Origin of the sequence: Actinomadura sp. NPDC000929, from assembly GCF_040492065.1 — a bacterium.
In the GTDB taxonomy this organism is placed as follows: domain Bacteria; phylum Actinomycetota; class Actinomycetes; order Streptosporangiales; family Streptosporangiaceae; genus Spirillospora; species Spirillospora verrucosospora.
This window is the reverse complement of record NZ_JBEUPA010000078.1, coordinates 21058-36679: the sequence shown is the minus strand read 5'-3', so window position 1 is coordinate 36679 and position 15622 is coordinate 21058. Positions and strand designations below refer to the sequence as shown.

The following is a 15622-nucleotide window of genomic DNA, read 5'->3' as shown; positions in this document are numbered from 1 at the left end:
GCGGCGGCCGCGGCGAACAGCGCCGCCAGCGGCCGCCGCAGGCGGGATAAGCGGGGGCTCACGGCAGTTCCAGGGGGAGCTTGATGCCGTCGAGGGCGGTGGCGCAGGCGCAGGTGCGCTCGGCGGGCAGCGCCTTGACGACGTCGGCGACGACGCCGCGGAGCCGGTCGATGTTCTCGCCGAAGACACGCAGGACCTCGTCCATCGTGACGCCCTCGCCCTCCTCGATGCCCGCGTCGAGGTCGGTCACCAGGCAGAGCGAGGTGTAGCAGAGCGCCAGCTCGCGGGCGAGGACGGCCTCCGGGTGGCCGGTCATCCCGATCAGCGTCCACCCCTGCGAGGCGAACCACCGGGACTCGGCCCGGGTCGAGAAGCGGGGGCCCTCGATGACGACGAGCGTGCCGCGGTCGACCGGGGGCCATCCCGAGGCCCGCGCGGACTCGACGGCGGCGCGGCGGCCGGTCGGGCAGTACGGGTCGGAGAACGAGACGTGGACGGCGGCGCCGTGCTCGTAGTAGGTCTGGTCGCGCCCCGACGTCCGGTCGGCGAGCTGGTCGGGGACGGCCAGGGTGCCGGGCCCGAGGTCGGGGGTGAGGGAGCCGACCGCGCACGGCGCCAGCACCTGGCGGACGCCGAGGGACCGCAGCGCCCACAGGTTGGCCCGGTAGGGGATCTTGTGCGGGGGGAAGCGGTGGTCGCGGCCGTGCCGGGGGACGAAGGCGACGCGGCGGCCCGCCAGCTCGCCGATCGCGATGGGGTCGCTGGGCGGGCCGTAGGGGGTGTCGACCCGCACCTCCTCGATGTCGTCGAGGAACGAGTAGAAGCCGGAGCCGCCGATGACCCCGATCTCGGCGACGGGCTGGGACGCGGAAGCCTGAGTGGACATGCCGCCGACCCTAGCCACCCGGCCGCCGTCCCCGGCAGGCCGTCCGCCGATTGTGGATAACTCAGCCGCCGCGCGACGAAGGGCCCGGCCGAAGCCGGGCCCTTGCGCGTTCCCCGGGACGTCAGCCGACCGGGTCCAGGACCTTGCTCTCGGGGGCGGGCGCCTCCTTGGCGAGCCGTCCCGGCGTCCAGATCCGGCGCCCGATGTCGTAGGACAGGGCGGGCAGCAGCAGCGACCGGACGACGAGGGTGTCGAGCAGGACGCCGAACGCCACCGCGAAGCCCATCTCGACCATGAACACCAGCGGCAGCGTGACCATGGACGCGAACGTGGCCGCGAGGACGAGCCCGGCCGAGGTGATCACACCGCCGGTGACGGTGAGGCCCCGCTGGATGCCGCGCCGCGTGCCGAGGGCCTGCGACTCCTCCCGGACGCGGTGCATCAGGAAGATGTTGTAGTCGACCCCCAGCGCGACCAGGAAGATGAAGGCCAGCAGCGGGAAGCCGGAGTCGGTCCCCTCGAACCCGAAGACGTGCTCGAAGACGACCGCGCAGGCGCCGAGCGAGGCGAGGAACGACAGCACCACGGTGCCCATCATCAGCAGCGGCGCGACGACGGCGCGCAGCAATGCGATGAGGATGAGCAGCACCACGGCCAGCACGATCGGGATGATGACCTTGTTGTCGCGGGTGGAGGCGCGCTTGATGTCCAGGTACGTCGCGGTCGTCCCGCCGACCTTGGCGTCCGCGGACGGGACGGCGTGCACCGCGGTCCGCAGCCGGTCGATGGTCGCGCGGGCGGCCGGGCTGTCGGCGGCGTCCTTCAGCGTCGCCTCGTACCTGACCAGGCCGCCCGTGGTGACGGGGGCGCCGACTTCGGCGACGCCCGGCGTCCCGCGCACGGCCTCGGCGATCCGGTCGGAGGCCGGGGCCTTGCCGATCACGAGGGCGGGGGAGCCCGACCCGGCGGCGTAGTGCCGCGCGACGGCCTCCGAGCCCTTCACCGAGTCGGGCTTGCCGGTGAACTGGCCGGCGTCCGACAGGCCGTCCGCCTTGAGCGAGCCCAGCCCGAGCGTGAGGACGATGAGGCCGAGCATGGTCACGGCCCAGAGCGCGCGCGGGCGCTTGCCCACGATCCCCGCGACGCGGCTCCAGACGCCGTGCTCGGCCTCGTACGCCTCGGGCTTGAGGTACTTGGCGTCGTAGCGGGGGATCAGCGGCCAGAACAGCCAGCGGCCGCAGATCACCAGGAGGGCGGGCAGGAGGGTCGTCATGGCGGCGAGCGCGGTGAGGACGCCCGCGGCGGCCACGGGGCCCATGCCGGCGGTGGAGTTCATGTCGGCGAGCAGCAGGCACAGCAGGCCGACGGCCACGGTGGCGGCGGAGGCGATGACGGCGGGCGCGGCGCGGTGCAGGGCGTACGCCATGGCCTCGTGCCGGTCCTCGTGCCGGTGCAGTTCCTCCCTGTAGCGGGCGACGAGCAGCAAGGCGTAGTCGGTGGCGACGCCGAAGACGAGGACGGTGAGGATGCCGGCGCTCTGGCCGTTGACGGTGAGGTCCGCGTACTTGGCGAGCAGGTAGACGGTCGACTGGGCGAGCCCCAGGGCGAAGACGGCGCTCAGCACGGGGACGAACCACAGGACGGGGCTGCGGTAGATGAACAGCAGCAGGACGATGACGACGAGACCGGCGGCCATGAGCAGGAAGCCGTCCAGGCTCTGGAAGACCTCGAACTGGTCGGCGCCGCCGCCGGCGGGGCCGGTGACGTGCGAGGCCAGTCCGGGGGGCCCGCGCTCGGCGAGTTCGCGCGCCTGGTCGACGGCGGCGGTGAGGTCCTCGTCCGTGAGGGGCACGAGGGTCTGGAGGGCCTTGCCGTCCTTGGACGGGAACGGCCCCTGCGCCTTCTGCGCTCCGGGCAGCTTCTGGAACGCGGCGACGTCGGACTCGGCCTTGGCCTTGTCGGCCGCGGTGATCCCGCCGGACCGCTCGTAGACGATGACGGCGAGCATCGTCTCGTCCTTGCGGAACCGGTCCTCCAGCTCCACGACCCGGGTGGACTCGGCCCCGGCGGGCAGCCAGGACGCGGCGTCGTTCTTCTCGACGTCGCCGAGCTTGCCGGCGAGGGGGCCGAGAGCGGCCAGCAGGACGACCCACAGGGCCAGGACGGCCCATTTGGTGCGCCTTCCGGCGATCAGTCCGGCCAGGCGGTGGGTCCGCGGCCTCGGGGGTGCCGGGCTAGGTGCGCTCATGGTTCCTCTCCTGTGTGCACCGGGCGAATCAAGATATGTCGCGTTAGCGGCAAGAGTCTCTCGTTGAGCGAGAGAAGTCAAGTAATAACTCGAAAATCGGAGGCGTCGCGGAACCGCTAGCCTCTCGACCCAAGAGTCTCTCTAAAATAGAGCTAAGTCAAACCGTGCGACGGGGAGGCCTCGCAGGGCCGGAATCGCGGGGTCGCGGGGGTGCTCCCTGTCTTCTCCATGGTCGCGAAGGGCGGGGGGATGCGCCTCCGGCGTCAGTACCGACTTGAGGTACGTCGCCCGGCGCAAAGGAAAACCGCCGCCTACCTCTGAAGGTGTAGGCGGCGGCTTCCGGACACGGCGAAGACCGGGGGATCCGGCCGGATCCCCCGGTGCGAGCGGAGATGCTTAGGAGGTCAGGCGACCTTTTCGGACGACGACTTGCCGGTCGACGAGGACGACGACGAGTCGGAGGACGACGTGGACGAGCTCGTCTTGGCGGAGTCGCCCGAGGAGCCGCCCGAGTCGCCGGAGGAGCCGTTGGACGACCCGCCGGACGAGCCGTTCGACGAGGCCCCCGCGGTGGAGGGCGACTTGCCGGAGCCGCGGCTGTCGGTGCGGTAGAAGCCCGAGCCCTTGAAGATGATCCCCGCGGCGGAGAAGACCTTGCGGAGCCTGCCGGTGCACGCCGGGCACTCGGTCAGCGCGTCGTCGCTGAACTTCTGCACGACCTCTAGAGGCTCGCCGCACTCGGTGCAAACGTACTGATACGTCGGCACGGTTCCTCCTCGCTGACTCAGACCGGCGCTGGCCGGACTGGCACTCACTCTAGACGACTGCTAATGGTACCCATGCGTGGAACAGGATTCGCCCCCGGGATGTTCCCCGGCGGCGCGTCGCGCGCCAAGGGAGCGCCGTGGAGCCCCGCCGCCGCGGGGCCCCAGGTCACTGGCCCTTCTCGCCGAACCAGCCCGCCAGCCTGCCCTTGCGGCTGACCGCGCGGAGCCTGCGCTCGGTGGCCTCGCGCACCTCGGCGGTGGTCACGACCAGCAGGGTGTCGCCCGCCTGGAGGGGCGTGGTGGGCTCGGGCACGAAGCTCGCGCCGTCCCGCACGACGAGGGTGATGGACGCGCCGGGCGGCAGCCGCAGCTCGAAGATCTCCACGCCGCTCATCAGCGAGTCGCCGGGGATCCGCACCTCCAGCAGGTCGGCGTGCAGTTCCTCCAGGGGCGCGGCCTCGACGTCCAGCTCGCGGGTCTGCTCGTCGCTCCTGAGGCGGCACAGCCGCGAGGCCAGCGGCAGCGTCGGCCCCTGGAGCAGGGTGAACAGGACGACGATGTTGAACACGATCGCGAAGAGCCGGTCGGCGTGCTCCACCTCCGCGACCATCGGGATGGTGGCCAGGACGATCGGGACGGCGCCCCGCAGTCCCGCCCAGGACGCGAACACCTTCTCGCCCCACGACAGCCGGAACCCGATCGTGGAGAGCACGACCGACAGGGGACGGGCCACCAGCAGCAGGACGAAGCCGATGACGAGCGCCGGCAGGATCTGGCCGGGGAGGTCGCCGGGATCGGCCAGCAGGCCGAGCATCACGAACAGCCCGATCTGGGCGAGCCAGCCGACGCCCTCGGCGAAGCCCCGCGTGGCGGGCCGGTGCGGCAGCCGCGCGTTCCCGAGGACGAGGGCGCTGACGTAGACGGCGAGGAACCCGCTGGCGTGCATCAGTGAGGCGGCCCCGTAGGAGCCGATGGAAAGCGACAGCACGGCGATGGGGTAGAGGCCGGACGCGGGCAGCGCGACGCGGCGCAGCGCCTGGGCGCCCAGCCAGCCGATGGCGACGCCGACGATGCCGCCCGCGACCAGCTCGTAGACCATGACGCCGAGCAGTTCGGCCATGTTGGGGACGGCGGTGTGGGCGCTCAGCGTGACCACGATGATCACGACCGGGGCGTCGTTGAAGCCGGACTCGGCCTCCAGCAGGCCGGTCAGCCGGGACGGCAGGGGCAGCCGCCGCAGCACCGAGAACACCGCGGCCGCGTCGGTGGGGGCGAGCACGGCGGCCAGCAGGAACGCCGGGCGCCACTCCAGGCCGACGAGCCACATGGCGGCGAGCGCGACGACGACGATGCTGATCAGGGTGCCGAGGGTGGAGACGCTGAGCGCGGCCGGCACCGAGGGCCGCACGCGCCGCCAGCTGGTGGTGATTCCGCCCTCGGCGAGGATGAGCACGAGGGCGGCGAGGCCGAGCGTCTCGGCCAGTTCCGCGTTGTCGAACCGGATGTGGAGGGGGCCGGACTCGCCGATGAGAAGGCCGAGGCCCATGTACGCCAGCAGCGTGGGAAGGCCCGCCTGGTGCGACAGCCGGACCGCGATGATGGCGCTGAGTACGAGCGTGGCCCCGAGGAGTAGCCAGATGTCGAGGTGCACATCCCACCCTTCGGGGTCGTCAAAGTTGATCGTTTAGGAATCCTACAGATTCGCGGACGAATCGCATATTTACGATTGAGGGATGGCGTGTCCGGCGTGGCCGCTATCGCCGGTTGACCTGTGGTTTGATCCCGTTCACCACGTTCAGTACGTCTCGTCCCTGAACGGCCGCAGTGACGTTGTCGCGCACCATCCCCAGCAGGTTCAGCTGCGACTGGACGGACGCCCCCGCCGCGTGCGGCGAGAGCAGGACGTCCTCACGGGAACGCAGCGGATGCCCCTGCGGAAGCGGCTCCTGCTCGAACACGTCCAGGGCCGCCCCGGCCAGACGTCCCGAATCCAGCGCGGCGAGGACGGCGTCGTCCGGCGCGATGCCCCCGCGCGCCACGTTCACCAGCAGCGCCTTGTCCGGGAGCAAGGCGAGACGCTCCGGGCCGATCAGCCCCCTGGTCTCCTCGGTCAGCGGCAGGGCGATGACGAGGATGTCGGACATCGCCATGAGCTCGTCCAGCTCCCGGTACGTCGCCGCGGCCTGGGGGCGCCGCCGCCTCGTCCAGTACGACACCGTGCAACCCAGGGCCGCGAACAGCCGCGCGGCCTCGGCGCCGATCGCGCCGAACCCGACGATGCCGACCCGCTGCGTGTGGATCTCGCGCGGGCCGAGCGCCGCCATCTCCATCTGCGGCCATCCGCCCGCGCGGACGGCCCGGTCGCCCCGCGCGAGGTTGCGGCACAGCGCGAACGCCGCGCCGACCGCCCACTCGGCGACCCCGCGCGCGTTGAAGCCCGCCGCGTTCGCCACCGGCACGCCCGCGGCCGCCCACGCCGCGACGTCGATGCTGTCGGTCCCGACCGCGGGCATCTGCACGAACGACACCCGCGGCGCCGCCGCCGCGGCCTCGGCGTCCAGCGCCAGCCGGCCGGTGAAGTCGCCGATCACCACGTCGGCGCCGGCGAGCGCGGCGAGCAGGCCCGCCCGGTCTCTGGCCTGCGGGAACGTCACCTCGGCGGCGTCTCCCAGCGGCGCGAACAACCCTCGGACGATCTCGTCCGCGATCGGGGGCAGGGAAAGGATCCGCCACGGCGCCGTCATCTCTTACCTCCCGTCAGGCCGTGCCCGACCGCGTCCCCCGTCCGCGATCTCGGCCCTCTCACTCTACGAGCAGGGCGCCGCCGCCGAGCAGGTCAGCCCAGGCGGACCAGCCCCCGCGCCGGGGTCACCACGGCCCGGACGCGCTGGTCGTGCGGCTCGGCGGGCACGCTTTCCACCAGCTCGCCGTCGTACAGCAGCGCGGCGGTGAGGATCGCCGGGCCCACGCGCGCGAGCGCCCGGTCGTAGGAGCCGCCGCCGCGGCCGAGGCGCACGCCCGACCGGTCGACCGCCACCGCGGGCACCAGCACGACGTCCGCGCTGGCCACGGCGCCGGGGCCGCGCGGCGGCTCGGACGACTCCAGGCACCCGCGGGCCCCCGGGACGAGCGAGTCGGGCCCCTCGTAGGACGCCCAGTCGAGGTCGCCGTCCGGGAGCAGCCGGGGGACGAGCACGTACGTCCCGCGCTTCCACAGCGCGAACAGCAGGCTCCGCGTGTCCGGCTCGTCGCCTATGGAGACGTAGGCCGCGATCGTCCCGGCCATCTCCACCTCCGGGACCGACAGCAGCGCGTCCCGGATCGGGCGCGCCGCGCCGGAGCGCGTCTCGGGCGGCATCGCCGCACGTCGTGCGAGCAGTTCGGCCCGGAGGCCGGTCTTCGTGGCGGTGGGGTGCACGCTGTGGTCCTCGCGGATGGCTAGGGTCGTGTATATGGCCGACATTGCACCAGTGCTCAAAGCGGTCGTCCCGGCGGCCGGCCTCGGTACCCGATTCTTGCCCGCGACCAAGGCGACTCCCAAGGAAATGCTGCCCATCGTCGACAAACCGGCGATCCAGTATGTCGTCGAGGAGGCGGTCGACGCCGGGCTGTCCGACGTCCTCATGATCACCGGGCGCAGCAAACGGTCCATCGAGGACCACTTCGACCGAGCCTACGAGCTGGAGGAGGCGCTGCGCGCCAAGGGCGACGACGAGCGCCTGGAGGCCGTGCACGAGTCCAGCGACCTGGCGATCATGCACTACGTCCGGCAGGGCGAGCCGCGCGGCCTCGGGCACGCGGTGCACTGCGCCCGCCAGCACGTCGGCCGCGAGCCGTTCGCGGTGCTGCTCGGCGACGACATGATCGACGCCCGCGACAAGCTGCTGCAGCGGATGATCGAGGTGCGCGGCCAGTACGGCGGCAGCGTCATCGCGCTGATGGAGGTCGAGCCCGACCAGGTGTCGGCGTACGGGTGCGCGGCCATCGAGGCGACGGACGAGGACGACGTCGTCCGCATCTCCGACCTCGTGGAGAAGCCCGCCGCCGAGGAGGCCCCCAGCAACTGGATCATCATCGGCCGCTACGTCTGCGACCCCGCGGTGTTCGACGTCCTGGAGAAGACCCCGCCCGGCCGCGGCGGCGAGATCCAGCTGACCGACGCGCTGCGCACCCTCGCCGACATGCCCGCCGACCAGGGCGGCGGCGTCTACGGCGTCAAGTTCCGCGGCCGCCGCTACGACACCGGCAACAAGCTGGAGTACCTCCGGACGGTCGTCCAGTTCGCGGCGGACCGTCCGGATCTGGCGCCGGAGTTCCTGCCGTGGCTGCGGGAATTCGTCCGGACGCAGGACGGCGTGGGCGACACCTCGGATTCGTGACGAGGCGTCAGACTGGGGCCGTGGCTATGAGAACGGTCGACGAGCATCTGACGGAGATCCTCGGCAGCGTGGCGCCGCTGCCGCCGCTTGACCTGGCACTGCTGGAGGCGCAGGGCACGGTGCTCGCCGAGGCCGTCGCCGCGCCGGTGCCGCTGCCGCCGTTCGACAACTCCGCGATGGACGGCTACGCCGTGGTCGCGGCCGACATCGCGGCGGCCACCGAGGCGAGCCCCGTCGCGCTGCCCGTCGTCGGCGACATCGTCGCGGGCGACTCCGGCCTGTCGGCGATCCGGCCCGGGCTGACCGCACGGATCATGACGGGCGCCCCGCTGCCGGCCGGCGCCGACGCCGTCATCCCCGTCGAGTGGACGGACGGCGGCAACGCCACCGTCCGGATCTCGCGCGCCGCGCCGCCGGGCAACTACATCCGCCGGGCGGGGGAGGACGTCCTCGCCGGGCAGGTCGTCGCCGAGGCCGGCACCCGGCTCGCCGCCCCGCAGATCGGCATGCTCGCGGCGGTCGGGCGGTCCCGGGTGACCGTCCGGCCGAGGCCCCGCATCGTGGTCGTCTCCACGGGCGACGAACTGCGCGAGCCGGGCAGCCCGCTGGCGCCCGGCCAGATCTGGGAGTCCAACAGCTTCATGCTCACCGCCGCCGTGGTCGAGGCGGGCGGAACGGGCTACCGGCAGGCCACTGTGCAGGACGAGCCCGCCAAGGTCCTGGAGATGCTTCACGACCAGCTCGTCCGGGCCGACGCCATCGTCACCACCGGGGGCGTCTCCATGGGCACCAGGGACGTCGTCAAGGAAGTCCTCGCCGGTACCGGAACTGTGAACTTCCACAAGGTGCGGATGCGTCCGGGCAAGCCGCAGGGGTTCGGCCTCCTGGAAGGCACTCCGGTCTTCACGCTTCCTGGCAACCCCGTGAGCGCGTACGTGTCGTTCCAGGTGTTCGTCCGTCCCGCCCTACGCGTCATGCAAGGGCTGCCCCCAGAACCGCTTCCCACAGTGAGCGCCGTCGTCGCCGAGGACATCAAGTCCCCCGCGGGGCTGCGCCACTTCCTGCGAGGCAGACTCTCGTTCACTCGGGGCTTCTACACCGTCACAGCGGCGGGCGTGCAGGGCTCACACCAGCTCGGGTCCCTGTCGTCCGCGAACGCGCTCATCGAGATTCCGGAGGACGTCGAAGCCATGCCGGCCGGTTCGCACGTCGAGGTCATGAGGTTGCCGTCATGAGCGCCATGGGGTCCGAGTTCACCCATCTGGACGACCAGGGATCGGCCCGCATGGTCGACGTGTCGTCGAAGGACGTCTCGTCCCGGACGGCCACGGCCACGGGGTTCGTCCGCCTGTCGCCCGAATGCGTCGCCCTCCTGCGCGCCGGCGACATCCCCAAGGGCGACGCCCTGTCCGTCGCCCGGATCGCCGGGATCATGGGGGCCAAGCGCGTGCCCGACCTCGTCCCGCTGTGCCACCCGATCGCGCTGCACGGCGTCACCGTCGACCTCGCCGTCGACGACGACGGCGTCGCGATCACGGCCGTCACCCGCACCGCCGACCGCACCGGCGTGGAGATGGAGGCGCTCACCTCCGTCACCGTCGCCGCGCTCGCGCTGGTCGACATGGTGAAGGCCGTCGACCCCGCCGCCGTGATCACCGAGGTCCGGGTCGAGGAGAAGACCGGCGGCAAGACCGGGGTGTGGCGCCGGTGATCCGGGCGATGGCGGTCACCGTCTCCAACCGCGCCGCGGCGGGCCTCTACGAGGACAGGTCCGGCCCGGTGCTGGTCGAGATGCTGGAGGACCTCGGCTGCCAGGTGGACGGCCCCGTCGTCGTCCCGGACGGCGAACCCGTCACCGGCGTCCTGCGCGACGCGGTCGCCGCCGGGTACGACGTCGTCGTCACCTCCGGCGGGACCGGCCTCACCCCCACCGACCAGACCCCCGAGATGACCCGGCCGGTCATCGAATGGGAGGTCCCGGGGATCGCCGAGGCCATCCGGCTGGAGGGACGCGAGAAGGTCCCCGCCGCGATCCTTTCGCGTGGCCTCGCCGGCGTCGCGGGCCGCACCCTCATCGTCAACCTGCCCGGCTCGACCGGCGGCGTCCGCGACGGCATGACCGTCCTGGCCCGCGTCCTGCCCCACGCGGTGGACCAGATCAACGGCGGCGACCACCCCCGCCCGCAGGGCTAGCCCGCCTCCGCCCCCGCCACGCGCCGTCGGGAGCTAGGCCTGGATGACGTGGACGCCGGCGTCGGTGAACGCGGCGAGTTCGGACTCGGGCGCCGCCGCGTCCGTCACCAGGACGTCGATCTCGTCGGTGCCGCAGATGCGGGCGAACGCGCGGTGGCCGATCTTGGAACCGTCCGCGACCACGACCACCCGGTCGGCGCGCTCGGCCATCAGCCGGTTCACCACGGCCTCGCCCTCGTTGTGGCAGGTCGCGCCGTGCCTCGCGGTCACGCCGTTCACCCCGATGACCGCCACGTCCAGCGTCACGTGGTCGAAGATGCCGGTGGCGAGCGGCCCGGTCAGCTCGTAGGACTGCGGCCGCGGCACCCCGCCCGTCAGGACGATCTTCACATGCGGGCGGACGGCCAGCTCGTTGCCGATGTTCAGCGCGTTCGTCACGATCGTGATCGCCGGGGTGGGCCCCTCGGCGTGCAGGTCGGCGCGGGTGGCGAGCACCCGGGCGACCTCCGAGGTCGTCGTGCCGCCGTTCAGCCCGATGATCGACCCGGGCTCGGCCAGCTCCGCGGTCGCCGCCGCGATCCGCTGCTTCTCCGACGCGTGCCGCGCCGCCTTGTACCGCAGCGGCAGGTCGTAGCTGACGCTCTCCGCGACGGCGCCGCCGCGGGTGCGGGTCAGCATCTGCTGCTGCGCGAGCTGGTCGAAGTCGCGGCGGATCGTCGCGGCCGACACCCCCATGCGCACGGACGCCTCCTCGACGGTCAGCCGTCCGGCGTCCGCGAGCAGTTCGAGCAGCGCGTTCCAGCGCTCGTGCCGGGTCACGCCGGTCGCCTTTCCCGCGGGTGGACGGGAGTCCGGAAAGGTGGTCACCCGCGGATTCTAGCCCTGCGCGCCCCTGGTCTTACCTGAGCGCATGGGCCGTGGAACAATCAACAACGATCAAATGCGTGCATTGGGGGGTTCCATGGCGAGGCCGGTCGGCGACGGCGCCGTTTCCTTGACCAACGCGCGGATCGTCCTTCCGGACGGTGTCCGCGACGGCGCCCTCCACATCGCCGGCGGCACGATCGCGGACGGCCCCGCCCCCGGCGAAGTGATCGACCTCGCCGGCCGGCACGTGGTGCCCGGCTTCGTCGACATGCACGTCCACGGCGGCGCGGGAGCCTCCTACCAGCTCGGGAACCCGGACGAGGCCCAGCGGGCCGCCTCCTTCCACCTCGCCCACGGCACCACCACCACGATCGCGAGCCTCGTCACCGGCGACCCGGACGAACTGGCCGCCGCCGTCGAGGGCCTGGCCGGACTCGCCGCCGACGGCGTGATCGCGGGCGTCCACCTGGAGGGCCCCTACCTGGCCCGCTCGCGCTGCGGCGCGCACGACCCGGCGCTCCTGCGCGACCCGGACCCCGCCGAGTTCCGCCGCCTCGTCCGCCTCGGCCGCGGGCACCTCCGCATGATCACTCTCGCGCCCGAGCTGCCGGGCGCCCTCGACCTCGTCCGGGAGGCGGTGGACGCGGGCGTGATCGCGGCGGTCGGCCACACCGACGGCACCGGCGAGGCGGCCCGGGCGGCGTTCGACGCGGGAGCGCGCGTGGCGACGCACCTGTTCAACGCGATGCGCCCCCTGCACCACCGCGAGGGCGGGCCGGTCGCCGCCGCTCTGAACGACCCCCGGGTCACCGTGGAACTGATCAATGACGGCATCCACGTGGAGCCCGCCGTGGCCCGCCTCGTGTTCGCCGCCACGCCCCGCGTCGCGCTCATCACCGACGCGATGGCCGCCGCCGGCATGGGCGACGGCGACTACCGTCTCGGCGTGATGGACGTCGAGGTCCGCGGCGGCCGCGCCACCCTCGCGGGCGGGACGTCCATCGCGGGCAGCACGATCACCATGGCGGACGCGTTCCGCCGCGCCGTCACCGACGCCGGCCAGCCGATCGAGCGCGCCGCCGAGGCCGCGTCCCTCACCCCGGCGCGCGCCCTCGGCATCGACGCGCGCGTCGGGTCACTGGAGCCCGGCAAGGACGCCGACCTGGTCGTCCTGGACGACGACCTGCGCGTCGACTGGGTCATGAAACGGGGCCGACGGGTGTGACGACGGTGGCCGAACGTCCCGCGTGCCCGATTTCTCGGGGACAATATGGCGTTCAGACATCCGACCAGGGAATCATGGAACCGTGGAACGTTTGCGGGGATGGCCGGTCACCCTGACCGAGGGCCCTGTAGGGCTGCGCCCGCTGCGGCACCGCGACGCCGCCGTCTGGCGCGAGCTGCGGGTCCGCAACGCCGACTGGCTCCGCCCCTGGGAGCCGACCAATCCCGAGACGCCGTTGTTCCGCAGCGGCCTCGGCCCCTACATCAGCATGGTCCACACCATGCGCCGCGAAGCCCGCCACGGCCTCGCCCTTCCCTGGGTCGTCACCCATGAGGACGATTTCGCCGGGCAGCTCACCATCGGCGCGATCGTCTGGGGTTCGGCGAGGTCCGCGCAGATCGGCTACTGGGTCGACCGGCGCGTCGCCGGCCGCGGCGTCATTCCCACCGCCGTCGCCCTCGCCGTCGACCACTGTTTCTTCACCGTCGGCCTGCACCGGCTCGAAGCCAATATCCGTCCGGAGAACACCGCGAGCCGCCGCGTCGTCGAAAAACTCGGATTCCGCGAAGAGGGAATTCGCCGCCGCCATCTCCACATCGACGGCGCCTGGCGCGACCACATCTGCTACGCCCTCACCGTCGAGGACGTGCCCGGTGGCCTGCGCGCCCGCTGGCTGGCAGACCGGAAACAGGCATTTCCCCGGCGCTCCTGAGCGGCCCATGACTTTCCCGCCGTAAGAATCCTGCGATCGAGAAGTCCCGGCAAACGGAGAGTAACGGCGAGATCGATCTCGCGACACACCGCCCCTTATGCTCGTCAACCTCTGACAGCCCCTCGTACCGTGCGGGGCGTGACCCTGCTCCCATTGCACGTTCGCGCGCCGAAAGTCGGCCCGCCTCGCGAGCGTGCCCTGGAACGGTGGGGCCGATGAGCAGCGCCGTCCTTTACCTCGCGATCGTCGCCGTCTGGGCCGTCGTCCTGGTACCCATGTGGCTGCGCCGCGACACCGAGACCACGGGAATCTCCCGCCTCCTGCACAAGCGTCCGGACGAGCCCGCCGCCGAGGACGACGCCGACGACCAGGAGACGCTCCACGAGGAGGAGACCCTCCGCGAGGAGGGCCTCCCCGCGCCGCGCCGCCCGGGCGGCCGCGCCGCCGTCATCGCCCGGCGCCGCCGCCGCACCAGCGGCCTCGCCGCGCTGCTCCTCACCTCTGTGGCGATCTCCGCCTCCGGCCTCACGCCCTGGTGGATCGTCGCGCCCCCGGTCCTGCTGCTCGCCGGCCACCTGGCGCTCCTGCGCGTCGCCGTGGGCATGGACACCGCCCGCCGCCGCGCCGCCGCCCAGGCCCGCGCCGCGGCCCGCGCCCGCGCCCTGCAGGCCCGCAGAGCCGCCGAGGCCGCCGAGGCCGCCGAGACCGCCGAGGTCATCGAGCTCGTCACCCCCGACGAGGTCTTCGACCAGTACGCCGACGACCGCCGCGCCGTCGGCGAATAACCGGTGCGCGAGCAGTCCCCGATGTTTGCTAACCTTACGGAGTCCTCGGGGCTGTGGCGCAGTCCGGTAGCGCACCTCGTTCGCATCGAGGGGGTCAGGGGTTCAAATCCCCTCAGCTCCACCCAGGTCAAAGGCCGGTTCTCCGAAGAGACACCGGCCTTTTTGGTGTCCGTACGGCAGTGAAGTACAGCTACGTCGCCTCACGCTTCGCGTCCGACGAGTTGGCACAGGCGGGCGCGCGCCACCCGTTTAGAGGTCGCGGGGGCGCTGTGGCCGGCCGACTTCACTGCTGACCGATCAGGTTGGGTGCTGCCTAGACTCGGGGTCATGCTCAGACTCGGCTTTCCTGTGATCGGCGTGAACGACATTCCCCGGGCCGTGGCCTTCTGGACGTCCGCGCTGGACCTGGTGCCCGTGTCCGAGTGGGAGAGCCCACGTTGGCGGACACTGGAATACGCGGATGGGTCGGGCCGGGCGCTCGCTCTGATGCACAGCAGTTCGCCCGCCGAAGCGCACCCGCGCATCCACCTCGACCTGTTGACGGACACCACAGACGAGCAGGAGGCCGAGGTCGCGCGTCTGGTCGAGTTGGGAGCCACCAGAGTCGACTGGGACCGGTATCCCCCAGACGCTGACTTCGTGGTCCTCGCCGACCCGGACGGCAACATCTTCTGCGTCGTGGATCTGAGCCGGGCCCCGTCCGGTTCGTCCTGACCTCCGGCGGGACGAGCACCCCGGACCCGGCCCGGCAGACGGCGACCCTTGGATCGGGTCAGGGGACGGTCTCCGGGAGCAGCTTTCCGGCGCGGACGGCGTTCAGGCGGTGACGGATGAAGCGGTCCTGGTGCTCGCCCCATGTGTCGGGCTTTGTGGGGTGGGTGCTCTGGTCGGGGTGCTTTCGGTAGAGCCAGGTCACCGAGGGTTCCTGGTAGCCGTCGAAGACTTCGCTGAGGGCGATGAACAGGGCCACGTCCTGCGCGCGGGGGAGGGCGCCCCAGCCGCCGAAGGCGCGGATCAGGTCGGCGGGGGCGACCAGGCCGGCGCAGGCCGCCTGGCAGAGGCCCGTCTCTTCGTACAGGCGGCCGATCGTTCCGGCGGGCACCAGGCCGCAGGGGTAGGCCAGGGGGTAGGGGACGCGGCGTCCGTCGATCAGATCGTCGGCCTGGCCGATCGTCCAGCCGATGCCGGGATGCTCCTCGAAGGCGGGGATGAGCGTCGCGAGGCCGTCGGGGAGAAGGACGTCGTCATAGTCGAGCACCGCGACCAGTTCGCCGCGTGCCCGGCTCAGGGCGAAGTTCCTCGTCGTACCGGTGCCGAGCTGGGCGCCGTTCGCCTCGTAGAGCGCGCCCGGGCACAGGTCGCGGGCGGTCGGGGCGTCCCCGTCCTCCTGGACGAGCCATTCGAGGTCCCAGCCAGGGGGGAGGCGTTGCGCCGCGACGCCGGCGGCGGCCTGCCGCAGGTAGCCGGGGATCGGCCTCCGTACGGCGGTGATGATCGAGATCAGGGGCATGGCACTCCTCCTCGTCCGGGCGCACGGCCTTGATGATCACATGGTCCGGG

Annotated in this window: 16 protein-coding genes and 1 tRNA gene; 9 read left to right on the top strand and 8 right to left on the bottom strand. The window is 72.3% G+C overall.

Annotated elements, in window-relative coordinates:
- Positions 1-58 precede the first annotated feature (58 nt).
- The 6 genes from ABWI04_RS24990 to ABWI04_RS24965 form a co-directional block, all read right to left on the bottom strand.
- Entirely contained in the window at positions 59-886 is an 828-nt protein-coding gene (locus ABWI04_RS24990; protein ID WP_345173388.1) for an S-methyl-5'-thioadenosine phosphorylase, read from the bottom strand.
- A 121-nt stretch (positions 887-1007) separates the two neighbouring features.
- Positions 1008-3134: an MMPL family transporter gene (locus tag ABWI04_RS24985; protein ID WP_353833957.1), complete on the bottom strand. Its 2127-nt coding sequence runs from the start codon at positions 3132-3134 to the stop codon at positions 1008-1010.
- A 404-nt stretch (positions 3135-3538) separates the two neighbouring features.
- Positions 3539-3901 (bottom strand): FmdB family zinc ribbon protein, encoded by a 363-nt coding sequence (locus ABWI04_RS24980; protein ID WP_353833956.1) that lies wholly within the window; start codon positions 3899-3901, stop codon positions 3539-3541.
- A gap of 166 nt (positions 3902-4067) precedes the next feature.
- Positions 4068-5552, bottom strand: coding sequence for a potassium/proton antiporter (locus tag ABWI04_RS24975; RefSeq protein ID WP_345173392.1), 1485 nt, complete (start codon positions 5550-5552; stop codon positions 4068-4070).
- Positions 5553-5655: 103 nt separating this feature from the next.
- Positions 5656-6645 carry an NAD(P)-dependent oxidoreductase gene (locus tag ABWI04_RS24970; protein ID WP_353833955.1) on the bottom strand — a complete coding sequence of 330 codons (990 nt, stop codon included), beginning with the start codon at positions 6643-6645 and terminating at the stop codon, positions 5656-5658.
- A 92-nt stretch (positions 6646-6737) separates the two neighbouring features.
- Positions 6738-7319, bottom strand: a complete 582-nt coding sequence (locus ABWI04_RS24965) for a 5-formyltetrahydrofolate cyclo-ligase (RefSeq protein WP_345173396.1) — start codon at positions 7317-7319, stop codon at positions 6738-6740.
- Between the two features lie 34 nt (positions 7320-7353).
- Here ABWI04_RS24965 and galU point away from each other — a divergent pair, with 34 nt between their 5' ends.
- Genes galU through ABWI04_RS24945 form a run of 4 tightly spaced genes read left to right on the top strand, consistent with a single transcriptional unit; the run spans position 7354 to position 10473 of the window.
- Positions 7354-8280 carry a UTP--glucose-1-phosphate uridylyltransferase GalU gene (gene galU / locus ABWI04_RS24960; protein ID WP_345173397.1) on the top strand — a complete coding sequence of 309 codons (927 nt, stop codon included), beginning with the start codon at positions 7354-7356 and terminating at the stop codon, positions 8278-8280.
- Positions 8281-8306: 26 nt separating this feature from the next.
- The gene (gene glp / locus ABWI04_RS24955) at positions 8307-9515 is read left to right on the top strand and encodes a molybdotransferase-like divisome protein Glp (RefSeq protein ID WP_345173608.1); all 1209 of its coding nucleotides are present in this window, start codon (positions 8307-8309) and stop codon (positions 9513-9515) included.
- Positions 9516-9520: 5 nt separating this feature from the next.
- Positions 9521-9991 (top strand): cyclic pyranopterin monophosphate synthase MoaC, encoded by a 471-nt coding sequence (moaC, locus tag ABWI04_RS24950; RefSeq protein ID WP_345173610.1) that lies wholly within the window; start codon positions 9521-9523, stop codon positions 9989-9991.
- Between the two features lie 8 nt (positions 9992-9999).
- Positions 10000-10473, top strand: coding sequence for a MogA/MoaB family molybdenum cofactor biosynthesis protein (locus ABWI04_RS24945; protein ID WP_345173612.1), 474 nt, complete (start codon positions 10000-10002; stop codon positions 10471-10473).
- Positions 10474-10506: 33 nt separating this feature from the next.
- Here ABWI04_RS24945 and ABWI04_RS24940 read toward each other — a convergent pair whose 3' ends face one another.
- Complete coding sequence (locus ABWI04_RS24940; protein WP_353833954.1) at positions 10507-11340, bottom strand: DeoR/GlpR family DNA-binding transcription regulator; 834 nt, start codon at positions 11338-11340, stop codon at positions 10507-10509.
- 94 nt (positions 11341-11434) lie between these two features.
- Between ABWI04_RS24940 and nagA the strand changes: the two genes are divergently transcribed.
- The 5 genes from nagA to ABWI04_RS24915 all read left to right on the top strand — a co-directional run bounded on the left by nagA (position 11435) and on the right by ABWI04_RS24915 (position 14776).
- A complete protein-coding gene (nagA, locus tag ABWI04_RS24935; protein ID WP_345173400.1) occupies positions 11435-12565 on the top strand; it encodes an N-acetylglucosamine-6-phosphate deacetylase in 1131 nt (376 codons plus the stop codon).
- A 91-nt stretch (positions 12566-12656) separates the two neighbouring features.
- Positions 12657-13277: a GNAT family N-acetyltransferase gene (locus tag ABWI04_RS24930; RefSeq protein ID WP_345173614.1), complete on the top strand. Its 621-nt coding sequence runs from the start codon at positions 12657-12659 to the stop codon at positions 13275-13277.
- Positions 13278-13492: 215 nt separating this feature from the next.
- Positions 13493-14062 carry a divisome protein SepX/GlpR gene (gene sepX / locus ABWI04_RS24925; protein WP_345173402.1) on the top strand — a complete coding sequence of 190 codons (570 nt, stop codon included), beginning with the start codon at positions 13493-13495 and terminating at the stop codon, positions 14060-14062.
- Positions 14063-14109: 47 nt separating this feature from the next.
- Positions 14110-14183: transfer RNA gene (locus ABWI04_RS24920), tRNA-Ala, on the top strand.
- A gap of 206 nt (positions 14184-14389) precedes the next feature.
- Positions 14390-14776 carry a VOC family protein gene (locus tag ABWI04_RS24915; RefSeq protein ID WP_345173403.1) on the top strand — a complete coding sequence of 129 codons (387 nt, stop codon included), beginning with the start codon at positions 14390-14392 and terminating at the stop codon, positions 14774-14776.
- 58 nt (positions 14777-14834) lie between these two features.
- Here the strand turns inward: ABWI04_RS24915 and ABWI04_RS24910 are convergent, their stop codons facing one another.
- Positions 14835-15572 (bottom strand): glycosyltransferase family 2 protein, encoded by a 738-nt coding sequence (locus tag ABWI04_RS24910; protein ID WP_353833953.1) that lies wholly within the window; start codon positions 15570-15572, stop codon positions 14835-14837.
- Positions 15573-15622 lie beyond the last annotated feature (50 nt).